Annotated in this window: 20 protein-coding genes; 13 read left to right on the top strand and 7 right to left on the bottom strand. The window is 58.3% G+C overall.

Features of this window, described 5'->3' with window-relative positions:
* Positions 1-28 precede the first annotated feature (28 nt).
* From trxA to So717_RS05665, 5 genes are all read left to right on the top strand, one after another.
* On the top strand, positions 29-349 hold the full coding sequence (gene trxA / locus So717_RS05685; RefSeq protein WP_159975244.1) for a thioredoxin: 321 nt from the start codon (positions 29-31) through the stop codon (positions 347-349).
* Positions 350-479: 130 nt separating this feature from the next.
* Entirely contained in the window at positions 480-1,037 is a 558-nt protein-coding gene (gene hslV, locus So717_RS05680; protein WP_159975243.1) for an ATP-dependent protease subunit HslV, read from the top strand.
* Positions 1,034-2,110, top strand: coding sequence for a hypothetical protein (locus So717_RS05675; RefSeq protein WP_159975242.1), 1,077 nt, complete (start codon positions 1,034-1,036; stop codon positions 2,108-2,110). The genes hslV and So717_RS05675 overlap by 4 nt, the downstream gene beginning before the upstream one ends.
* 3 nt (positions 2,111-2,113) lie before the next feature.
* A complete protein-coding gene (gene hslU, locus So717_RS05670) occupies positions 2,114-3,418 on the top strand; it encodes an ATP-dependent protease ATPase subunit HslU (protein WP_159975241.1) in 1,305 nt (434 codons plus the stop codon).
* Between the two features lie 38 nt (positions 3,419-3,456).
* Positions 3,457-4,683 carry an MFS transporter gene (locus tag So717_RS05665; protein WP_159975240.1) on the top strand — a complete coding sequence of 409 codons (1,227 nt, stop codon included), beginning with the start codon at positions 3,457-3,459 and terminating at the stop codon, positions 4,681-4,683.
* Here So717_RS05665 and So717_RS05660 read toward each other — a convergent pair.
* Genes So717_RS05660 through So717_RS05650 form a run of 3 tightly spaced genes read right to left on the bottom strand, consistent with a single transcriptional unit; the run spans position 4,667 to position 6,950 of the window.
* Positions 4,667-5,260, bottom strand: coding sequence for a Smr/MutS family protein (locus So717_RS05660; protein ID WP_159975239.1), 594 nt, complete (start codon positions 5,258-5,260; stop codon positions 4,667-4,669). The two genes, So717_RS05665 and So717_RS05660, sit on opposite strands and share 17 nt — an antisense overlap.
* Positions 5,257-6,294, bottom strand: a complete 1,038-nt coding sequence (mltA, locus tag So717_RS05655; protein ID WP_438810638.1) for a murein transglycosylase A — start codon at positions 6,292-6,294, stop codon at positions 5,257-5,259. The genes So717_RS05660 and mltA overlap by 4 nt, the downstream gene beginning before the upstream one ends.
* Positions 6,291-6,950, bottom strand: a complete 660-nt coding sequence (locus tag So717_RS05650; RefSeq protein ID WP_159975238.1) for a Tim44/TimA family putative adaptor protein — start codon at positions 6,948-6,950, stop codon at positions 6,291-6,293. Before So717_RS05650 ends, mltA begins: the two co-directional genes overlap by 4 nt.
* A gap of 104 nt (positions 6,951-7,054) precedes the next feature.
* On the opposite strand from So717_RS05650, the gene So717_RS05645 reads away from it, so the two are divergent.
* Positions 7,055-7,531 carry an FxsA family protein gene (locus So717_RS05645; protein ID WP_159975237.1) on the top strand — a complete coding sequence of 159 codons (477 nt, stop codon included), beginning with the start codon at positions 7,055-7,057 and terminating at the stop codon, positions 7,529-7,531.
* A gap of 61 nt (positions 7,532-7,592) precedes the next feature.
* Positions 7,593-8,072: a protein-export chaperone SecB gene (secB, locus tag So717_RS05640; RefSeq protein ID WP_159975236.1), complete on the top strand. Its 480-nt coding sequence runs from the start codon at positions 7,593-7,595 to the stop codon at positions 8,070-8,072.
* 3 nt (positions 8,073-8,075) lie between these two features.
* Here the strand turns inward: secB and dnaQ are convergent, their stop codons facing one another.
* From dnaQ to So717_RS05620, 4 genes are read right to left on the bottom strand one after another with little or no spacing between them, the layout of a single operon-like run.
* A complete protein-coding gene (dnaQ, locus tag So717_RS05635; protein ID WP_159975235.1) occupies positions 8,076-8,762 on the bottom strand; it encodes a DNA polymerase III subunit epsilon in 687 nt (228 codons plus the stop codon).
* Positions 8,755-9,348: a dephospho-CoA kinase gene (gene coaE, locus So717_RS05630; RefSeq protein ID WP_159975630.1), complete on the bottom strand. Its 594-nt coding sequence runs from the start codon at positions 9,346-9,348 to the stop codon at positions 8,755-8,757. The genes dnaQ and coaE overlap by 8 nt, the downstream gene beginning before the upstream one ends.
* On the bottom strand, positions 9,345-10,193 hold the full coding sequence (locus So717_RS05625; protein ID WP_159975234.1) for a shikimate dehydrogenase: 849 nt from the start codon (positions 10,191-10,193) through the stop codon (positions 9,345-9,347). The genes coaE and So717_RS05625 overlap by 4 nt, the downstream gene beginning before the upstream one ends.
* Positions 10,190-10,789: a Maf family protein gene (locus So717_RS05620; protein WP_159975233.1), complete on the bottom strand. Its 600-nt coding sequence runs from the start codon at positions 10,787-10,789 to the stop codon at positions 10,190-10,192. The genes So717_RS05625 and So717_RS05620 overlap by 4 nt, the downstream gene beginning before the upstream one ends.
* A 403-nt stretch (positions 10,790-11,192) precedes the next feature.
* Here So717_RS05620 and hemJ point away from each other — a divergent pair, with 403 nt between their 5' ends.
* From hemJ to So717_RS05590, 6 genes are all read left to right on the top strand, one after another.
* Complete coding sequence (gene hemJ, locus So717_RS05615) at positions 11,193-11,642, top strand: protoporphyrinogen oxidase HemJ (RefSeq protein ID WP_159975232.1); 450 nt, start codon at positions 11,193-11,195, stop codon at positions 11,640-11,642.
* Positions 11,643-11,781: 139 nt separating this feature from the next.
* The gene (gene rho / locus So717_RS05610) at positions 11,782-13,077 is read left to right on the top strand and encodes a transcription termination factor Rho (protein WP_159975628.1); all 1,296 of its coding nucleotides are present in this window, start codon (positions 11,782-11,784) and stop codon (positions 13,075-13,077) included.
* Between the two features lie 29 nt (positions 13,078-13,106).
* The gene (gene mnmE / locus So717_RS05605) at positions 13,107-14,393 is read left to right on the top strand and encodes a tRNA uridine-5-carboxymethylaminomethyl(34) synthesis GTPase MnmE (RefSeq protein WP_159975231.1); all 1,287 of its coding nucleotides are present in this window, start codon (positions 13,107-13,109) and stop codon (positions 14,391-14,393) included.
* A 4-nt stretch (positions 14,394-14,397) separates the two neighbouring features.
* A complete protein-coding gene (mnmG, locus tag So717_RS05600) occupies positions 14,398-16,266 on the top strand; it encodes a tRNA uridine-5-carboxymethylaminomethyl(34) synthesis enzyme MnmG (protein WP_159975230.1) in 1,869 nt (622 codons plus the stop codon).
* On the top strand, positions 16,263-16,862 hold the full coding sequence (gene rsmG / locus So717_RS05595; protein WP_438810637.1) for a 16S rRNA (guanine(527)-N(7))-methyltransferase RsmG: 600 nt from the start codon (positions 16,263-16,265) through the stop codon (positions 16,860-16,862). The genes mnmG and rsmG overlap by 4 nt, the downstream gene beginning before the upstream one ends.
* Positions 16,855-17,664, top strand: a complete 810-nt coding sequence (locus tag So717_RS05590) for a ParA family protein (protein WP_159975229.1) — start codon at positions 16,855-16,857, stop codon at positions 17,662-17,664. The genes rsmG and So717_RS05590 overlap by 8 nt, the downstream gene beginning before the upstream one ends.
* Positions 17,665-17,666: the final 2 nt, after the last annotated feature.

The following is a 17,666-nucleotide window of genomic DNA, read 5'->3' as shown; positions in this document are numbered from 1 at the left end:
TCCAAGCATAGCCTGTCAGGAGATCACCATGGCCACCCTTGCTGTAACCGACGCGACATTCGACGCCGAAGTGAAGAATTCCGACATCCCCGTTGTTGTTGATTTCTGGGCAGAGTGGTGTGGCCCCTGCAAGCAGATCGGCCCCTCGCTCGAAGAGCTGTCGGACGAGATGAACGGCAAGGTAAAGATCGTGAAAGTGAACGTCGATGAGAACCCGAACTCGCCCGCACAAATGGGTGTGCGGGGCATTCCGGCGCTCTTCATCTTCAAAGACGGGCAGGTTGTCTCCAACATGGCGGGCGCACGGCCCAAGGCGGCCCTGCAAAGCTGGATCGAAGACGCGATCTGATCAAATCCATCGAACAGACAGAGAGGGCGCCTCATCCGGGCGCCCTTTGTTGTTTGTGCGCGGCAGACACCGGACCTTGTAGCCCCCGAGCCTGCGCGCCATATAGAGCAGCACGACAAAGGAGGCCCACATGGCGCAGGACGAGTTTCCCGGATGGCACGGGACCACGATCATCGGTGTGAAAAAGGCTGGTGAAGTTGTGATCGCCGGTGACGGGCAGGTGTCGTTGGGCCAGACGGTCATCAAGGGCACGGCGCGCAAGGTGCGCAGGCTCAGCCCCGGTGGGTTTGACGTGGTGGCAGGCTTTGCCGGGTCCACCGCCGATGCCTTCACGCTGCTTGAACGGCTGGAGGCCAAGCTGGAGGCAACGCCCGGGCAGTTGGCCCGCGCCAGTGTCGAGCTGGCCAAGGACTGGCGCACCGACAAATACCTGCAAAAGCTCGAAGCGATGCTGATCGTGACCGACGGGAACGACCTTCTGGTCATCACCGGCGCAGGTGACGTGCTGGAGCCCGAGCACAATGTGGCCGCTATCGGGTCGGGCGGGAACTACGCGTTGGCCGCAGCACGCGGGATGATGGACGGGGACCGCTCCGCCGAGCAGGTGGCGCGCGACGCCATGGCCATTGCGGCCGACATCTGCGTTTACACCAACGGCAATCTCACGGTGGAGAGCATCTCTGCATGATCGACCGTGACGATCTCCGCGCTTCCGTCAGCGCCGGTATCGTGACGGAGGCTCAAGCGGCGGCGCTCGTCAGCCTCGCGCACAGCCGCAGCGGTGCGCGCGAGAACCTTGCACCTGGTGATGAACCTTTTGAGCTTTTCAAAGGGTTCAACGAGATTTTCATCGTCGTGGGCCTCAGCATTCTGGCCATGGGCTGGATCGGCATCGTGACCTTCTGGATCGCGCAGGACCCGCTCCAAATCCGCGATACGCTGATGTACTCAAGTGTCGCCGGGGCGGTCGCGCTCTGGACACTGTCGGAATACTTCATCCGCCGCCGCCGCATGGTTGCGCCAGCCATTGCGCTCGCCGTGCTCTTCGCGGCAAATGCCGCCTACGGGCTGGCAGGGGCCTTTTCCGAACTGTTTATGGTAGCGCAGGGCGACAACAGCAGCTTGCCGATGCCCTTTGCCCTTGCCACGCTGGCGCTGTTCATCTTCTGGTTTCGCTTCCGCGTGCCTTTTGCCCTAGCGCTGATCGCGTTGGGGGCCTTTGGCGTGGCCATTATAATCGCAGGGAACAGCAGCGGCTCGCCACAGTCGATTGAAGACCTCTTCCTGCTCTCGGCGGGTGGCCCCTTCGCCTGGATCACACTGGCGCTTGGCCTCGTGGTCTTTGGCGTGGCCATGACGTTCGATATGTCCGACCCGCACCGGGTCACCCGCCGCGCGGCCAATGGCTTCTGGCTGCATGTGGTCGCGGCCCCGGCGCTCGTGAACACCATCGCGCTCACGCTGCTCGACCGCGAGGAAAGCTGGTCCAACACTGCGCTGGTTGCCGTGCTGACCCTCTTTGCGCTGGTTGCCATCATCATCGACCGACGCTCGTTCCTGATCGCCGCCATCGGCTACACCGTGATCCTGACCGCCACGATCTTCGAAGGGGATGGCGCGGTGTTCACCGTGTTCTTCCTCGGTGTCGTGCTGCTTTTCCTCGGCGCGCGGTGGGAGAAAATCCGCACGCGCCTGCTGGCGCTGCTGCCGGGGTTTGTCCCGCTGCACCGGCTGCCGCCCTCTCATGTAACAAAGGCCTAACCCATGACCGACCTGACCCCCCGCGAGATCGTCTCCGAGCTCGACCGTTTCATCATCGGGCAGAAGGACGCCAAGCGCGCCGTCGCCGTGGCGCTGCGCAACCGCTGGCGGCGCAAGCAGCTTGGGGATGATCTGCGCGACGAGGTTTACCCCAAGAACATCCTGATGATCGGGCCCACCGGCGTCGGCAAGACCGAGATCAGTCGCCGTCTGGCCAAGCTCGCCCGCGCGCCCTTCCTGAAAGTGGAAGCAACGAAGTTCACCGAAGTCGGCTATGTGGGCCGCGATGTGGAGCAGATCATACGCGATCTGGTGGACAGCGCCATCATCATGACGCGCGAGCACATGCGCGACGATGTGAAGGCGGGCGCGCATAAAGCGGCGGAAGAGCGGGTGATCGACGCCATCGCTGGCGAAGACGCGCGCGACGGCACACGAGAGATGTTCCGCAAGAAACTGAAAGCGGGCGATCTGGACGATCAGATGATCGACCTGGAGGTCGCCGACACCTCGAACCCCTTCCCGATGATGGACATTCCCGGCCAGCCGGGGGGCATGAACATGCTCAACCTCGGGGATATCTTCGGCAAGGCCATGGGCGGGCGGAAGACGCGCAAGCGCCTCTCGGTCGCAGAGAGCTATGACATGCTGATTGGCGAAGAGGCCGACAAGCTGCTCGATGATGAGACGGTGACCAAGGCGGCCATCGAAGCTGTGGAGCAAAACGGGATCGTATTCCTCGATGAGATCGACAAGGTCTGCGCCCGCTCCGACGCGCGCGGCGGGGATGTGAGCCGCGAGGGCGTGCAGCGCGACCTGCTGCCACTGATCGAAGGCACCACGGTCAGCACCAAGCACGGGCCGGTGAAGACCGACCACGTGCTCTTCATCGCCTCGGGCGCCTTCCACATCGCCAAACCCTCTGACTTGCTGCCTGAACTGCAAGGCCGTCTGCCCATCCGCGTGGAGCTGCGCGCGCTCACCGAAGAGGATTTTGTGCGCATCCTGACAGAGACCGACAACGCATTGACCCTGCAATACACTGCGCTCATGGGCACCGAGGAGGTCACCGTGACCTTCGAGCCGGAGGGCATCGCGGCGCTGGCCAAGATCGCCGCGGACGTGAACCAGTCGGTCGAGAACATTGGCGCGCGCAGGCTCTATACGGTCATGGAACGCGTCTTTGAAGAGCTGTCCTTCAACGCCCCGGATCAGGCGGGCGAGACGGTGACCGTGAACGCAGACTTTGTTGAGAAAAACCTCGGTGAGCTGACCAAATCCACCGATCTCAGCCGCTACGTGCTTTAACGCTTCCCTTCCGCTCGTCCGCCTGCAAGATCAGGCGCATGGGCTACATCCGCTTCCTGATCGACAACCGGCTCTTCCTGCTGGCAGGGTTCCTGTTGTCGTTCACCTCCTCCTACGGTCAGACGTTTTTCATCGCGCTCTTTGCCGGTGACATCATGCGCGACTTTGGCCTGACCGACGGGCAATGGGGCGGGCTCTATACGATCGGCACGACGCTCTCTGCGGTGACGATGATCTGGGCGGGCGTGCTGACGGATAGATTCCGCGTCCGCAATCTCTCACTCGTTGTGATGGTACTATTGGCACTTGCCTGCCTCGCCATGACTGCCGCCAAGGGTTGGATCGCCCTGATCGTCACCATCTATGCGCTGCGATTGCTCGGGCAGGGGATCATGTCCGAGCTTGCCTATATCGCCATGTCCCGCTGGTTTGTCGCCGCGCGGGGACGCGCGATCTCGATTGCCTCTATGGGCTTTGCCGTCGGGCAGGCGGTGCTGCCGATCTTCTTTGTCGCCCTTCTCGCCATTACGGAGTGGCGCACCCTATGGGTTGTGGCGGCGGGGTTGGTCGTGCTGACCATCCCCGCGATCCAGAGCCTGCTGCGGCGAGAACGCACCCCACAGTCACTTGCGGAAAGCAGCACAAGCCTTGGGATGGCCGAGCGGCACTGGACGCGGCTCGAGGTTCTGCGGCATCCGCTCTTTTACCTGCTCCTCCCCCTGATGGTCGGCCCACCGGCCTGGGGGACCGCGCTTTTCTTTCAGCTGGTTCATCTGACCGAGGTGAAGGGCTGGAGCCTGGTCGCTTTCGTGTCGTTGATGCCGCTCCTGACCGTCTCGATGATCGCCGCTACCTTCCTGACAGGCTGGGCGGTAGACCGCTTCGGCGTCACACGCGTTCTGCCTCTCCAGCTGCTGCCTTTCGCACTGGCCTTTGCGGCGCTCGGGCTTGCCGATACCCTCGTGGCCGCTGGCATCGGCCTTGTGATCTTTGGGATCGGACAGGGCATGCATGGCACGGCCATCACCGCGTTTTGGCCTGTGTTTTACGGCACCCGAAACCTCGGGGCGATCAAAGCGGCAGCCGGGGCCCTTGCGGTCTTTGGCTCTGCCATAGGGCCGGGGATCAGCGGGGCATTGATCGACTATGGCATCGCCTTTCCGCAGCAGATGATCCCCTACGCCGGGTTTTACCTGGTGGGTGCGGCGCTCGCCACACTGGGCATCCTGCGGTACCGGCGCGACCTGCCTAACGGCGGCGCCTGAGATAGACATAATAGGCCCCACCACCGCCGTGGCTGACATGAGCCTGGCTCACCTGCATGACCACAGACGACAGCGGCGGCGCGGCCAGCCATTGCGGCACTTGATGGCGCAAAACGCCGTGGCGGACGGGGATCGGCCCGCCTTCATCGCGGTTTTTGCCCTTGCCGGTGATGACCAGCACCAGCCGTTTCCCCGACTTATGTGCAGACAGGATGAAGGTGGCGAGGACCCCATGCGCACGGTCCAGCGTCATGCCATGCAGGTCAATCCGTCCTTCGGGTTTGAGCTTGCCTCGTGTCATCTTTGCAAAAGCCTTGCGGTCCATCTGCACAGGTGCTGCCTGTAGCCGGTCGGGCAGGGACGGCATAAGATCAAAGGAGGTTTTGCGTCGTTCGGGCTTGGGCGGGAATGTCTGGTTGAGCTTGTTTAAGTCTGGCTTTGGTCGTGCAGCCGATGGTTTGGGCGGCGGAGCGACCGCATCAGGGTCAAAGGTCTCCCGCGCGCGCAGGGCTTCGGTGTTTTCAGTGACCTTGCGCCAGAGGGCCTCTTCCTCAGGCGACAGTTTACGGCGTGTCACGGGGTGCCGTCCGGGGCCATGGCAAAGGCGCGCTGGATTGGCAACAGGACGACCATGCGCCCGGGGTCCTTCAGCTTGCCCGCCGCGCGCCCGGCAACATCGCCCGTGCCAAAGAACACATCCGCCCGCTGCGCGCCCTTGATGGCCGAGCCGGTGTCCTGCGCGATCATCAGGCGGCGCAGCGGCTGCGCGCCGTCCTTCTCAACCCAAACCGGAGCACCCAGAGGGACGAAATCAGGGTCGACCGCGATGCTGCGCATCGGCGTGACAGACCGGTTCATCGCACCCAGCGGCCCTTTGTGCGCGGGCACCTCACTCACTTCGCGGAAGAACACGTAGGAGGGATTGTGAAACAACAACTCGCGCCCTGCGACAGGATTGCGCCGCACCCAGTTCTTGATCACCTCGGCGCTGACCTGATGCGCGGCGTAGATGCCGCGCCGCACAAGCTCCTTCCCGATAGAACGATAGCTGTGGCCATTGGCACCAGCATAACCCACGCGCAGCTTGTCTCCGCCCGGCAGATGCACCCGCCCAGATCCTTGAATTTGTAGAAAAAACAGCTCTACCGGGTCATCGACCCAGGCGATTTCAAGACCGCGCCCTTCGAGCAGGCGCCCATTGATGATCTGCCGACGGGAATACCAGAGGTCGGTTTTTCGTGCCTCACGCGGCATCGCATAGAGCGGATAGCGGAACCTGTCGGTGCGTTGGCGCGACCCATTCAGTTCAGGCTCAAAATACCCGGTGAACAGCCCCGGCGCGCCATCCTCAATCAGGACGGGCCGAAACAGAAGCTCGAAAAACATCCTCGGATCAGGATCGGTGGTCGCGTAACCGCAAAGCGACTGCCAGTCGAGATCATCCATATCAGGGCAGGTCGCGCGGAAGGCATCAAAGGCGGCCTGATGATCATCCTCCGCCCAACCGTCGAGATCGTTGAAGTCCAGCACCGTGACAGTCGCTTCGGCCGCTGCCTCACCCGCCATGCCAAGCAGGCCAGCGAACACAGCAGCAGACACGACCGAAGTCATGCGTCTGTGGACACCAGCAACCAATTCGGATCATCCGCCCCCATGACGCGCGCAAACGACCAGGTGTCTTTCTGACGTTTGATCTCTTTGGGATCTCCGTCAATCACTTCACCTTCAGCGTTGCGCACCACCGAGGTGAGCTCGGCCACAAAGCGGATCGTCAGCTCTGCTTCCTGCGTGTCATCATCAAAGGTCGCGTCGACAAGCTTAAGCTCTCGCACGCCAATGAAGTTGGATTCGACCGTTAGCCCCTGGTCTTCGCGGGCAGCGATACCGTCAACGAAGGATTCATAAATATCCTCCGCCAGGAACGGTTGGATATCGGAGAGTTCACCCTTTTCGTATCCCATGACGATCATCTCATACGCGCTGCGCGCACCCCCCAGAAACTCTGTCACGCTAAAGGAGGGCTCAACCCGTTTCATCTCTGCCAGAGCCTTGGCCGCCGGGCTGTCTTCTTCGACATGATCGGTGATGTCGAGATCCGGCCCGCCATCGATCACCTCGAACTCCGGACCCGTACGAGATCGTGCCTGGGGTTTGGGCAGGGGTGGTTGTTCGAACCCGTCCCGTGTCCCCAACACGTTCTTCAATCGCAGGATCAGAAAAACAGCGATGCCAGCCAGCACCAACAGCTGTATCAAGGGGGAGTTCATATGTACCTCATGTGGGGTAAATCATGGAAACGGGCGGATTTCCCTCTTATGTAGGTGGCGGGCCGTGGCAAGTCCACTCTCGCTCCAGGAAAGGACACATCAATATGTGGCTATTTATCGCTTTTCTTGCGGTCCCACTGATCGAAATCACCCTGTTCATCCAAATTGGCGGGGCCATTGGTCTTGGCTGGACCCTGGTCACTGTCGTGCTGACGGCCATCGCGGGCACTTGGCTTGTGCGCAATCAGGGGCTTCTGGCGATGAGCCAGCTGAAAAGCTCCTTCTCGGATCTGCGCGACCCGACAGAACCGCTGGTGCACGGGGCGATGATCCTGTTTTCCGGTGCTTTGTTGCTCACGCCTGGGTTTTTTACGGATGCGGTTGGCTTTCTACTGCTGGTTCCGGCGGTGCGTGTGGCCGTCTTCAAGGCGCTGCGCAGCCGGATCAACGTGCAGAGCTTCGAGGCCAGACCGCGTCCGCAGCGACCGCACCAGCAGGGCGATGTCATTGATGGAGAGTTTACCGAGGTGCCGAGAGAGCCGACGGCCCGGCCCGGCCCGTCGAAGTGGTCCGACCATTGAGCCATGGGCTGCAAGCTGCTAAGGCTCGCCCGGATTTATTTTTTCTCTAGGAGAGATCTCAATGGCTGAAGCCGAAGCACAAATCCCAGCGCCGCAAATGCGTGTGCTTGGACAATTCGTTCGTGACATGTCTTTTGAAAACATCATGGCGCAAAAAGGCGCCCCTGCTGATGTGCAGCCTGACATTCAGGTCCAGGTCAATCTTGACGCAAAAAAACGTACGACCGAAGGGCAATATGAAAGCGCAATCAAGCTGAACGTGACCTCCAAGGCCAAAGACGGCGACGCAACACTGTTTGTGCTTGAGATAGACTATGCCGGTATCTTCCAGATCGAAAATGTCGCTGAAGACCAGCTGCACCCCTTCCTGCTGATCGAATGCCCGCGCATGATCTTCCCGTTCCTGCGCCGTGTCGTCAGCGATGTGACCCGCGACGGTGGCTTCCCGCCGCTGAACCTGGAAAACATCGACTTCCTCGCGCTTTACCGCAACGAGCTGGCGCGCCGCCAGTCTGAAGAGACCCCAAAAGCCGACGCCTGATCGTCAGCTTTTCAACCATAATGCGCTGTCGCCCAGCTTTGAGACAAACTCGGCATGGGCGGCAGCTTCTTTTTCCGACAATCGTGGTTCGAGAGGCGACGGCCTCGGCGGGGGTGTCCAGGCCTCGCCAGCTTCCGTGCCGCCTGCGCCCGACATGCTCTGCAAACCAAAGTCGGGCTGGCGACCGCCAATCAGTTCCAGATAAACCTCCGCCAGAATCTCACTGTCGAGAAGCGCGCCGTGCAGTGTGCGCGAGGAATTGTCGATCGCGAACCGCCGACACAGCGCATCAAGCGATGCCGGGGAACCGGGGAACCGCTTGCGCGCGATCTCCAACGTGTCGATGGCCTGCTCCCATGGGATCTTTGGCAGACCCATCCAGCCCAGCTCAGCATTCAGGAACTTGATGTCAAAGGCTGCATTGTGGATCACCAGCTTGGCGTCGCCGATGAAGTCGAGAAACGCCTGGCCAACCTCAGCAAACTTGGGCTTGTCGCGTAGGAACTCATCCCCCAGACCGTGCACCTGGAAGGCCTCTTCCGGCATTGCCCGTTCGGGGTTGATGTACTGATGATAGGTCTTGCCCGTCGCCATGTGACCCATCAGCTCAACCGCGCCGATTTCTACAATCCGGTCACCGGTTTCCGGATCAAAGCCCGTGGTTTCGGTGTCGAGGACAATCTCACGCATGGGTCTTTGTTTCCCTGATCTGACGGACAATATCCTGAACCTGCGCGCGGGCATGTTCAAGCGTATCGGTCTGAATGACATAATCCGATCTGGCACATTTCTCGGCGTTGGGTATCTGCTTTGCGAGAATTCGGTCAAAGTCCGCCTCTTGCATTGTGCCGCGCGCAAGAACCCGGGCTTTTTGAACCTCTGGCTCTACAGAGACGCAAACCACCGCATCAACCTGCGCCTCACCTCCGGTTTCGAACAGTAGCGGAATGTCGAGAACGACGATGTCAGCGTCTGTGACGGCCATAAAATCGGCACGGTCCTTGGCGACCAACGGATGTACAATTTTTTCAATGGCTCCGAGGGCCCCAGGATCGCGTGCGATGACCGCCCGCAGCGCGTCACGTGCGATCACCCCCTCCTGCACGACCTCCGGGAACAACTGGGCCAGGGGCACCACCGCCGCACCGCCCTCGGCATATAGCCGGTGCACAGCCGCATCAGCATCCCAAAGAGCGCAACCCTCGTCCACGAACATTTGGGCCGTCGTGCTCTTGCCCATGCCAATGGAGCCGGTCAGCCCAATCCGAAACATCAGCCAAGCACCGCCGCACGGGTAGCATCATCAACGACGGGGCGGGGGCCAAACCATCGCTCAAACCCCGGTACCGCCTGATGCAGCAACATGCCAAGCCCATCGACGGTGATGCACCCACGCTCTTCAGCGACCTCAAGCAGGCGGGTTTTCAACGGAGTATAGACGAGGTCGGTCACCACCGTTCCTTTTTTCAGCCCGTCCAACGGCACCCGCATATCTGGTTTTCCGACCATGCCAAGTGAAGATGTGTTCACCACCAGGCTGGCCTGTTCCATCATGTTGCCAGCTTGGACCCAATCGACAACCGTGATGCGATTACCAAAATCCTCCTGCAGTTTCTCGGCGCGGACCCGGGTGCGATTCGAGATCATGATCTCCGGCACACCCGCCTCCAACAAAGACGCGAGAACCGCCCGCGCCGCGCCGCCCGCACCCAAAACCGCAGCGGGCCCGTTCTTTGGCACCCAGTTAGGCGCGCCCGCCTTCAGGTTTTCGAGAAATCCATACCCATCCGTATTGTCAGCGTGAATCTTGCCATCTTGTCGAAAAATCAACGTGTTGGCAGCGCCGATGAGCGTGGCGCGATCTGTGATCAGATCCGCGATGTCGAGCACAGCCTCCTTATGCGGGATCGTGATGTTCACTCCGACAAACCCGGCTTTTGGCAAAGTCTGAAGTACCTCGCGTAGATTAGGCGCGCTCACATCCATTGGAATGTAAAACCCCTGCACACCGTAGCGTGTCAACCAATGCCGATGCACGCGCGGCGATTTTGAGTGGGCAATTGGCGCGCCGATCACGCCCGCCAAGGGGATCTTAGACGGCGGAGAGGACATATCACTCATCTTTCAATCACTCCACGTAGTGTCAGGTAGGACAGGACATGCACCAGAGGCAGGCCCAGAACATTGAAGTAGTCACCCTCGATCCCAGAAAAGAGCCGCACACCTTCTTCTTCCAGCTTATAGGCGCCAACAGCATGCTGGATGCTGTCCCAATTCCGGGTTACATACCCGGAAAGATACTCGTCTGACGCGTCCCGCATCTGTAGCCGGACCTGCCCGACATGACGCCACACCGGGCGGCCTGCCTCGCAGATGACCGCGGCGGACAGGAGCATATGCCGATCATTGCGCAGGGCGTGCAACTGCTCGGTGGCCTCACCAGGCGTTTGAGGCTTGGAAAAGAGCGCTCCACGGTGATCAAGAACCTGATCGCAGCCCAAAACCAGCGCGTCAGGGTGCTTTTCACTGACTTTGCGTGCCTTCAATTCGGCCAGCGCATCTGCAATATCGCGCGGCGGCGCTTGCTCCGCCAACAGCGCATCGCGGACCATATCTTCATCGACACGCGCAGGCTCAACCACGAACGTCACAGCAGCCTGCCGCAACAGCTGCGCTCGAATGGTCGAGGAGGACGCCAGGATCAGGGGGTGAGCCATGTGGGTAAGCCTGTGTGTAGCGTTAACGTTTTCTCAATATGTTCTTCTGAGGAAAATCCCCACATCCTGCAAGGAAAAGAAACCCAGTGGACAAGATCAGCCAATTCAAAAGATATGAGGCTGCGGAGAAGGACAAACCCGGTGATGGGGATAAGCCAGGATCAGGCAAATTACGCACATGGTTGTCCAAGCCTGACGGAAATTTCCGATCTCATAAGATACTGATTTTATGTAATATATCTGATGATACCCAGACTCGGTAGAAACCGGGGTGTAGTTGTCCCAAGTCGGAGAACCACAGGGACAACATCGTAATCCACAGAAGCTGGCTGCCCTACCAAATCATCATTCTTTTCTCTTTTCTTATTAATGAATAAGAGAGGTGAGCAGCCCGGAGATTCACATGTCAGACCTACTTGCCCTGATGTATCCATGGATCAAAGCGTTTCACATCATGTCTGTGATCGCTTGGATGGCCGGGCTGTTCTATCTGCCACGTCTGTTTGTCTATCACACCGAGACAGTTGGACAGAGCGGTGAGACCCACGTTTTGTTCCAGACCATGGAGTTGAAGCTGCTGCGGGTGATCATGAACCCGGCCATGATTGCCACATGGGTGTTTGGCCTGTGCCTCGTGTTTACACCGGGCATCGTCAGCTGGGCTGAGATCTGGCCCTGGACCAAAGCGGCAGGGGTGCTGGGGATGACGTGGTTTCATCACTGGCTTGGATTGCGGCGAAAGGATTTCATGAACGGCGCCAACCAATTCACCGGTCGGCAATACCGGATGATGAACGAGGTGCCCACCTTGCTGATGGTGCTGATCGTTTTGTCAGTGGTCGTTCGTTTCTGAAAGAATTGACTCTCAGTGTTCGTGCTCTTATGTGCAAAGCACCACCCCGTCCGGGGATGGCGCAGACCTGACATTTTCATTCAACATTCAGCCCGCAGATCGCCGAGGCTGGATTGAGGTATTTTCCATGACATCTGACATGAGCGACACACCCACAGCGCCCGAGCAAGTGGAAACGCTGAACCTCGCTGATCTGAAGCGCAAGAGTCCGAAAAGCCTTCTGTCGATGGCGGAGGATCTGGAGATCGAAAACGCATCGACCATGCGCAAAGGCGAGATGATGTTCCAAATCCTGCGTGAACGCGCGGATGAAGGCTGGGAAATCTCTGGCGACGGTGTGTTGGAGGTCCTGCAGGACGGGTTCGGGTTTCTGCGCTCCCCTGAGGCGAATTATCTGCCGGGGCCGGATGATATCTATGTCTCGCCCGAGATGATCCGCAAGTTTTCGCTGCGCACAGGCGATACGATTGAAGGTGTGATCCGTGCGCCGGATGATAATGAGCGGTACTTCGGCCTGCTCGACGTAACCCAGATCAACTTCGAAGAGCCTGAAAAGGCCCGCCATAAGGTGGCCTTTGAGAACCTGACGCCGCTTTATCCAGATGAACGTCTAACCATGGAAACCGACGACCCGACGGTGAAAGACCGTTCAGCCCGGATCATCGATTTGGTCTCGCCCATTGGTAAAGGACAGCGGTCGCTGATCGTGGCGCCCCCGCGGACGGGCAAGACCGTGCTGTTGCAGAACATTGCCAATTCGATCGAACGGAACCATCCGGAATGCTATCTGATCGTCTTGCTGATCGATGAGCGGCCCGAAGAAGTCACTGATATGCAACGCTCAGTCAAAGGAGAGGTTGTCTCGTCAACCTTTGATGAACCGGCCACGCGGCACGTTGCGGTGTCGGACATGGTGATCGAAAAAGCCAAACGGCTGGTGGAACACAAGCGGGATGTGGTGATCCTGCTGGACTCGATCACGCGCCTGGGCCGTGCCTTCAACACTGTGGTGCCGTCCTCGGGTAAGGTTCTCACGGGCGGTGTGGATGCGAATGCCTTGCAGCGGCCCAAGCGGTTCTTCGGTGCGGCGCGGAACATCGAGGAGGGTGGCTCGCTGACCATCATCGCGACGGCGCTGATCGATACGGGCAGCCGGATGGATGAGGTGATCTTTGAAGAATTCAAAGGCACCGGTAACTCCGAAATTGTGCTGGACCGCAAGGTGGCTGACAAGCGTGTGTTCCCGGCCATGGACATTCTCAAATCCGGTACCCGCAAGGAAGACCTGTTGGTCGACAAGGTCGATCTTCAGAAAACCTTTGTACTGCGCCGGATTCTGAATCCGATGGGCACCACCGACGCCATCGAATTCCTGATTTCCAAGTTGAAACAGACCAAGACAAATTCGGACTTCTTCGATTCGATGAATACCTGACTTATTGTTTAAATACAGTGAGTTAAGATATGGATACAGTCTTTGCGCTTGCCACTGCCCAAGGGCGGGCCGGGGTGTCGGTTGTCCGGCTGTCCGGACCGGATGCCTTTACCATTGCGCTTAGCCTGATCGGGTCTCTGCCCCCGGTCAGAGAGGCTGCAACCCGGATTCTGCGTGATGCTGATGGTGAGATACTCGACCGGGCGCTGGTCTTGTGTTTTGCCGCACCGCGCAGTTTTACCGGCGAAGATGTGGTGGAGTTTCATCTGCACGGCAGCGTGTCCATCGTGCAGGCAATGCTGAGCTCTTTGGGGAAGCAAGACGGCGCTCGCCTGGCTGAGCCGGGCGAATTTACCCGGCGGGCTTTGGAAAACGGTAAGCTGGATCTATCGCAGGTCGAAGGTCTCGCGGATCTGATTGATGCGGAGACTGAGGCGCAGCGCAAACAGGCCTTGCGGGTATTTTCCGGTGACTTCGGTGCGCGCGTTGAAGGCTGGCGCAGCCGCTTGATCCGTTGTGCTGCGTTGATTGAGGCGACAATTGACTTCGCTGATGAGGAGGTGCCGGAAGATGTCAGCGGGGAAGTGCTTGACCTGCTGAGCGCTGTGCAGGACGAGTTGACGCAGGAAATCGCGGGGACCTTTGTGGCCGAACGTATCCGGTCTGGGTTTGAGGTTGCCATAGTTGGCCCACCGAACGTCGGCAAGTCGACGTTGCTGAATCGATTGGCCGGGCGGGAAGCGGCGATCACATCTGAGATTGCGGGCACCACGCGCGATGTGATCGAGGTGAGCATGGATCTGAAAGGTCTGCCCGTCACATTTCTTGATACCGCTGGTCTGCGTGAGAGCGCGGATGAAATAGAGAGCATTGGCATCACCCGCGGGCTAGACAGGGCTGCAGCTGCGGACCTGCGTGTTTTCCTGTCTCGGCCAGATGAGAAACTGCTGATTAATCCGGGACCTACAGATATTACCCTGCGTCCAAAGTCAGATTTGGAAGAAGATGTGGTAGGCGGTATATCTGGGAAGACAGGATATGGTGTATCAACACTAGTTAATCGGGTGCACGGTATTTTGCAAAAACGAGCAAGTGGGATTGGCCTGGCGACGCGGGAACGGCATCGAGTTGCGATGCAGACGGCATCTGACATCCTGGGTCAGGCCCGGCTGGTCATTAAGCAAGGTCCTGCAAGCTATGATATAGCGGCGGAGGAGCTACGAAGTGCGATTCGAGCGTTGGAAACTGTGGTCGGGCGCATAGACGTAGAATCCTTGCTGGATGAAATCTTCTCGAGCTTTTGCTTGGGTAAATAGCGGAGTGTTTCACGTGAAACATTTTGATGTATTGGTGATTGGGGGTGGGCATGCTGGGTGCGAGGCCGCGCATGCGGCTGCACGCATGGGCGCCCGGACTGGTTTGATTACCTTGAACGAGAATGGAATCGGGGCGATGTCCTGCAATCCGGCGATTGGCGGTTTGGGAAAGGGGCATCTTGTTCGTGAGATCGATGCCTTGGATGGTGTCATGGGTCGTGTTGCGGATAAGGCTGGTATTCAGTTCCGATTGCTTAATCGCCGCAAGGGACCAGCCGTTCAGGGTCCGCGCGCGCAGTCAGATCGGAAAATCTACCAGTCGGAAATGCTCGCAGAAATGACAAGTTGCGAGAATTTGACCATTGTCATGGGTGAGGTTGTCGATTTCCGGATGGCCGGAGATCGGGTTGAGGGCGTTGCTCTTCACAACGGCACAGAGATTTCAGCGGAACGGCTGATTTTGACGACCGGAACTTTCCTTCGGGGTGTCATCCATATTGGTGACGTGTCTCGATCAGGCGGGCGCATGGGAGAGAAAGCTTCTGTTCGCCTGGCGGAAAGAATCGACTCCTTTGGCTTGCGGTTGGGCCGGCTAAAAACTGGAACGCCACCGCGCTTGGATGGGAAAACCATTCGTTGGAATGATTTGGAAGCGCAGCCGGGGGACGATGATCCGGTCTTGTTTTCCTTCCTGTCCAGGAGTGTTTCTGCGCGGCAAGTCTCCTGCGGGATTACGCACACCAACGACCAAACGCACGAGATCATTCGGAAAAATCTCGATAAATCAGCGATGTATGGTGGTCATATCGACGGGATAGGCCCACGCTACTGTCCATCGATTGAAGATAAGATTGTTCGTTTTGCAGACAAAACCTCTCATCAGATATTTCTTGAGCCCGAAGGGTTGGGGACGAACACGATCTATCCGAACGGCATTTCGACGTCGCTGCCTGAATCGGTGCAAGAAGACTATGTGAGATCCATATTTGGGTTGGAAGAAGCGGTTGTCCTGCAGCCGGGATATGCGATTGAGTACGACTATGTTGATCCAAGGTCGCTGGACAACACTCTTGCGCTTCGTGATGTGCAAGGGTTGTATCTGGCGGGCCAGATCAATGGGACCACCGGATATGAAGAAGCGGCGGCCCAAGGTCTTGTGGCTGGCCTAAATGCCGCGCTGAGCGTGCAAAATCGCTCGCCCGCGCTGTTTTCCCGGTCCGAAAGCTATATTGGAGTGATGATTGACGATCTCACGACGCGAGGGATCACAGAGCCATACCGCATGTTCACGTCTCGCGCGGAGTTCAGGCTGTCACTGCGGGCCGACAACGCCGATCAGCGGTTGACTCCGCTTGGGATTGAATTGGGATGCGTCGGATCTCATCGCGCGAAGATCTATCAAAACAAAGCTGACCGCCTCGAAAACGCGCGTAGAGCTTTGAACGATCAGGTTTTTACGCCGTCGCAGGCTGCTTCTGCTGGGATTCGTATTAATCAAGACGGGTCAAAGCGTACAGCGATGCAGCTGCTCGCGTTTCCAGATGTTACTTTTCCGGATATCTTGACGCTGGATCCGGATTTTGAGCAAATCGATGATGAAATCCGGGGGCAGATGGAGCGTGAGGCGCTCTATGCGAACTATATCAAGCGCCAGCAGAAAGATCTGGAGCTTTTACGCCGCGACGAAGCCTTAGAGGTGCCAGCAGACTTCGAATATTCGGATCTCGACGGCCTATCGAGTGAATTGAAAGAGAAACTGATCTCTACACGGCCTGCGACCATTGCACAGATGGGCCGTATCGATGGCATGACGCCGGCCGCGCTGACATTGGTTCTCGGGAAGCTACGACAGACGCAGAAGAGGTCGGCGTGATAGACCTCAATGTTTCACGTGAAACACTTGATCGATTAACGACTTATCATGATTTGATACAAAAGTGGTCCCCGAAGATAAATCTGGTGTCGAAATCTAGTATCCTTGACCTTTGGAACCGCCATATATCGGACTCAACACAAGTCTATCGGCTCAGCCCCCATGTTAACCATTGGGTGGATATGGGCAGCGGTGGCGGCCTTCCCGGTCTGGTTGTTGCCATTCTGGCCAAAGAAGACCACCCTGAAACTCAGGTGACGCTCATCGAAAGCGATGCGCGCAAATCTGTCTTCCTGAGAACGGTGATTCGCGAGCTTGATCTGAATGCGGTTGTCTCCACCGCGCGCATCGAAGAGTTGGAACCCCAGCAGGCAGATGTCTTGTCTGCGCGGGCTTTGGCGGATCTGTCGCGTCTTTTGTCCTTTGCGGAGCGGCATTTAAGCCAGGATGGCACAGCCCTGTTCTACAAAGGCGAGACCTGGCCAAAAGAGGTGCAGACGGCACGGGAATCATGGTCTTTTGACCTGGTGGCACATACAAGTAAAACACACGAAAAGGGTGCCATTCTGGAAGTGAGGGATATTCAACGTGTCTGATGTCATGCGTCCGGCAGATCCCAAGATCATTGCCGTTGCCAATCAGAAGGGTGGGGTTGGCAAGACCACAACCACGATCAATCTTGCTGCAGCGCTGGCTGAAACGGGAAAGAAGGTGTTGGTGGTCGATCTGGACCCTCAGGGCAACGCATCGACGGGGCTGGGGATCGAGTTGGATGATCGGGAATACACCACCTATGATCTGTTGCTCGGGGATGTAGACCTGCAATCTCTCATTCTGCCGACGCTGACGCCGGGACTGACGATTATTCCTGCGACGGTTGATCTGAGCTCGGCAGATATTGAGTTGATTTCCAACGAAAAACGCAGCTTTCTGCTGCATGAAGCCCTTAGGCAGCCGGCTGTGGCAGATCTGGGGTTGGATTATGTGCTGATTGACTGCCCGCCATCCCTTAACTTGTTGACCGTCAATGCGATGATTGCGGCCAATTCCGTCCTCGTGCCGCTGCAGAGTGAGTTCTTCGCCTTGGAGGGGTTGTCGCAACTGATGCTGACGGTGCGCGAGGTTCGGCAGAGCGGCAATCAGGACCTGAGGATCGAAGGTATTGTGTTGACCATGTTCGACAAACGCAACAACTTGTCCCTTCAGGTCGAACAGGATGCGCGGGACAATCTGGGAGAGCTGGTGTTTGCGACGCGGATTCCGCGCAATGTGCGGGTCAGTGAGGCGCCGTCCTTTGCGATGCCGGTGTTGACCTACGACGCGACTTCGAAAGGGGCGGAGGCTTATCGCGCATTGGCGCAGGAAGTGCTCAACAAGAATATGCAAACAGCGGCGTAAGA

It is taken from the genome of Roseobacter cerasinus (genome assembly GCF_009811755.1).
Lineage (GTDB): Bacteria > Pseudomonadota > Alphaproteobacteria > Rhodobacterales > Rhodobacteraceae > Roseobacter > Roseobacter cerasinus.
The sequence above is the reverse complement of the archived record's forward strand: the minus strand, read 5'-3'. Positions and strand labels throughout refer to the sequence as shown.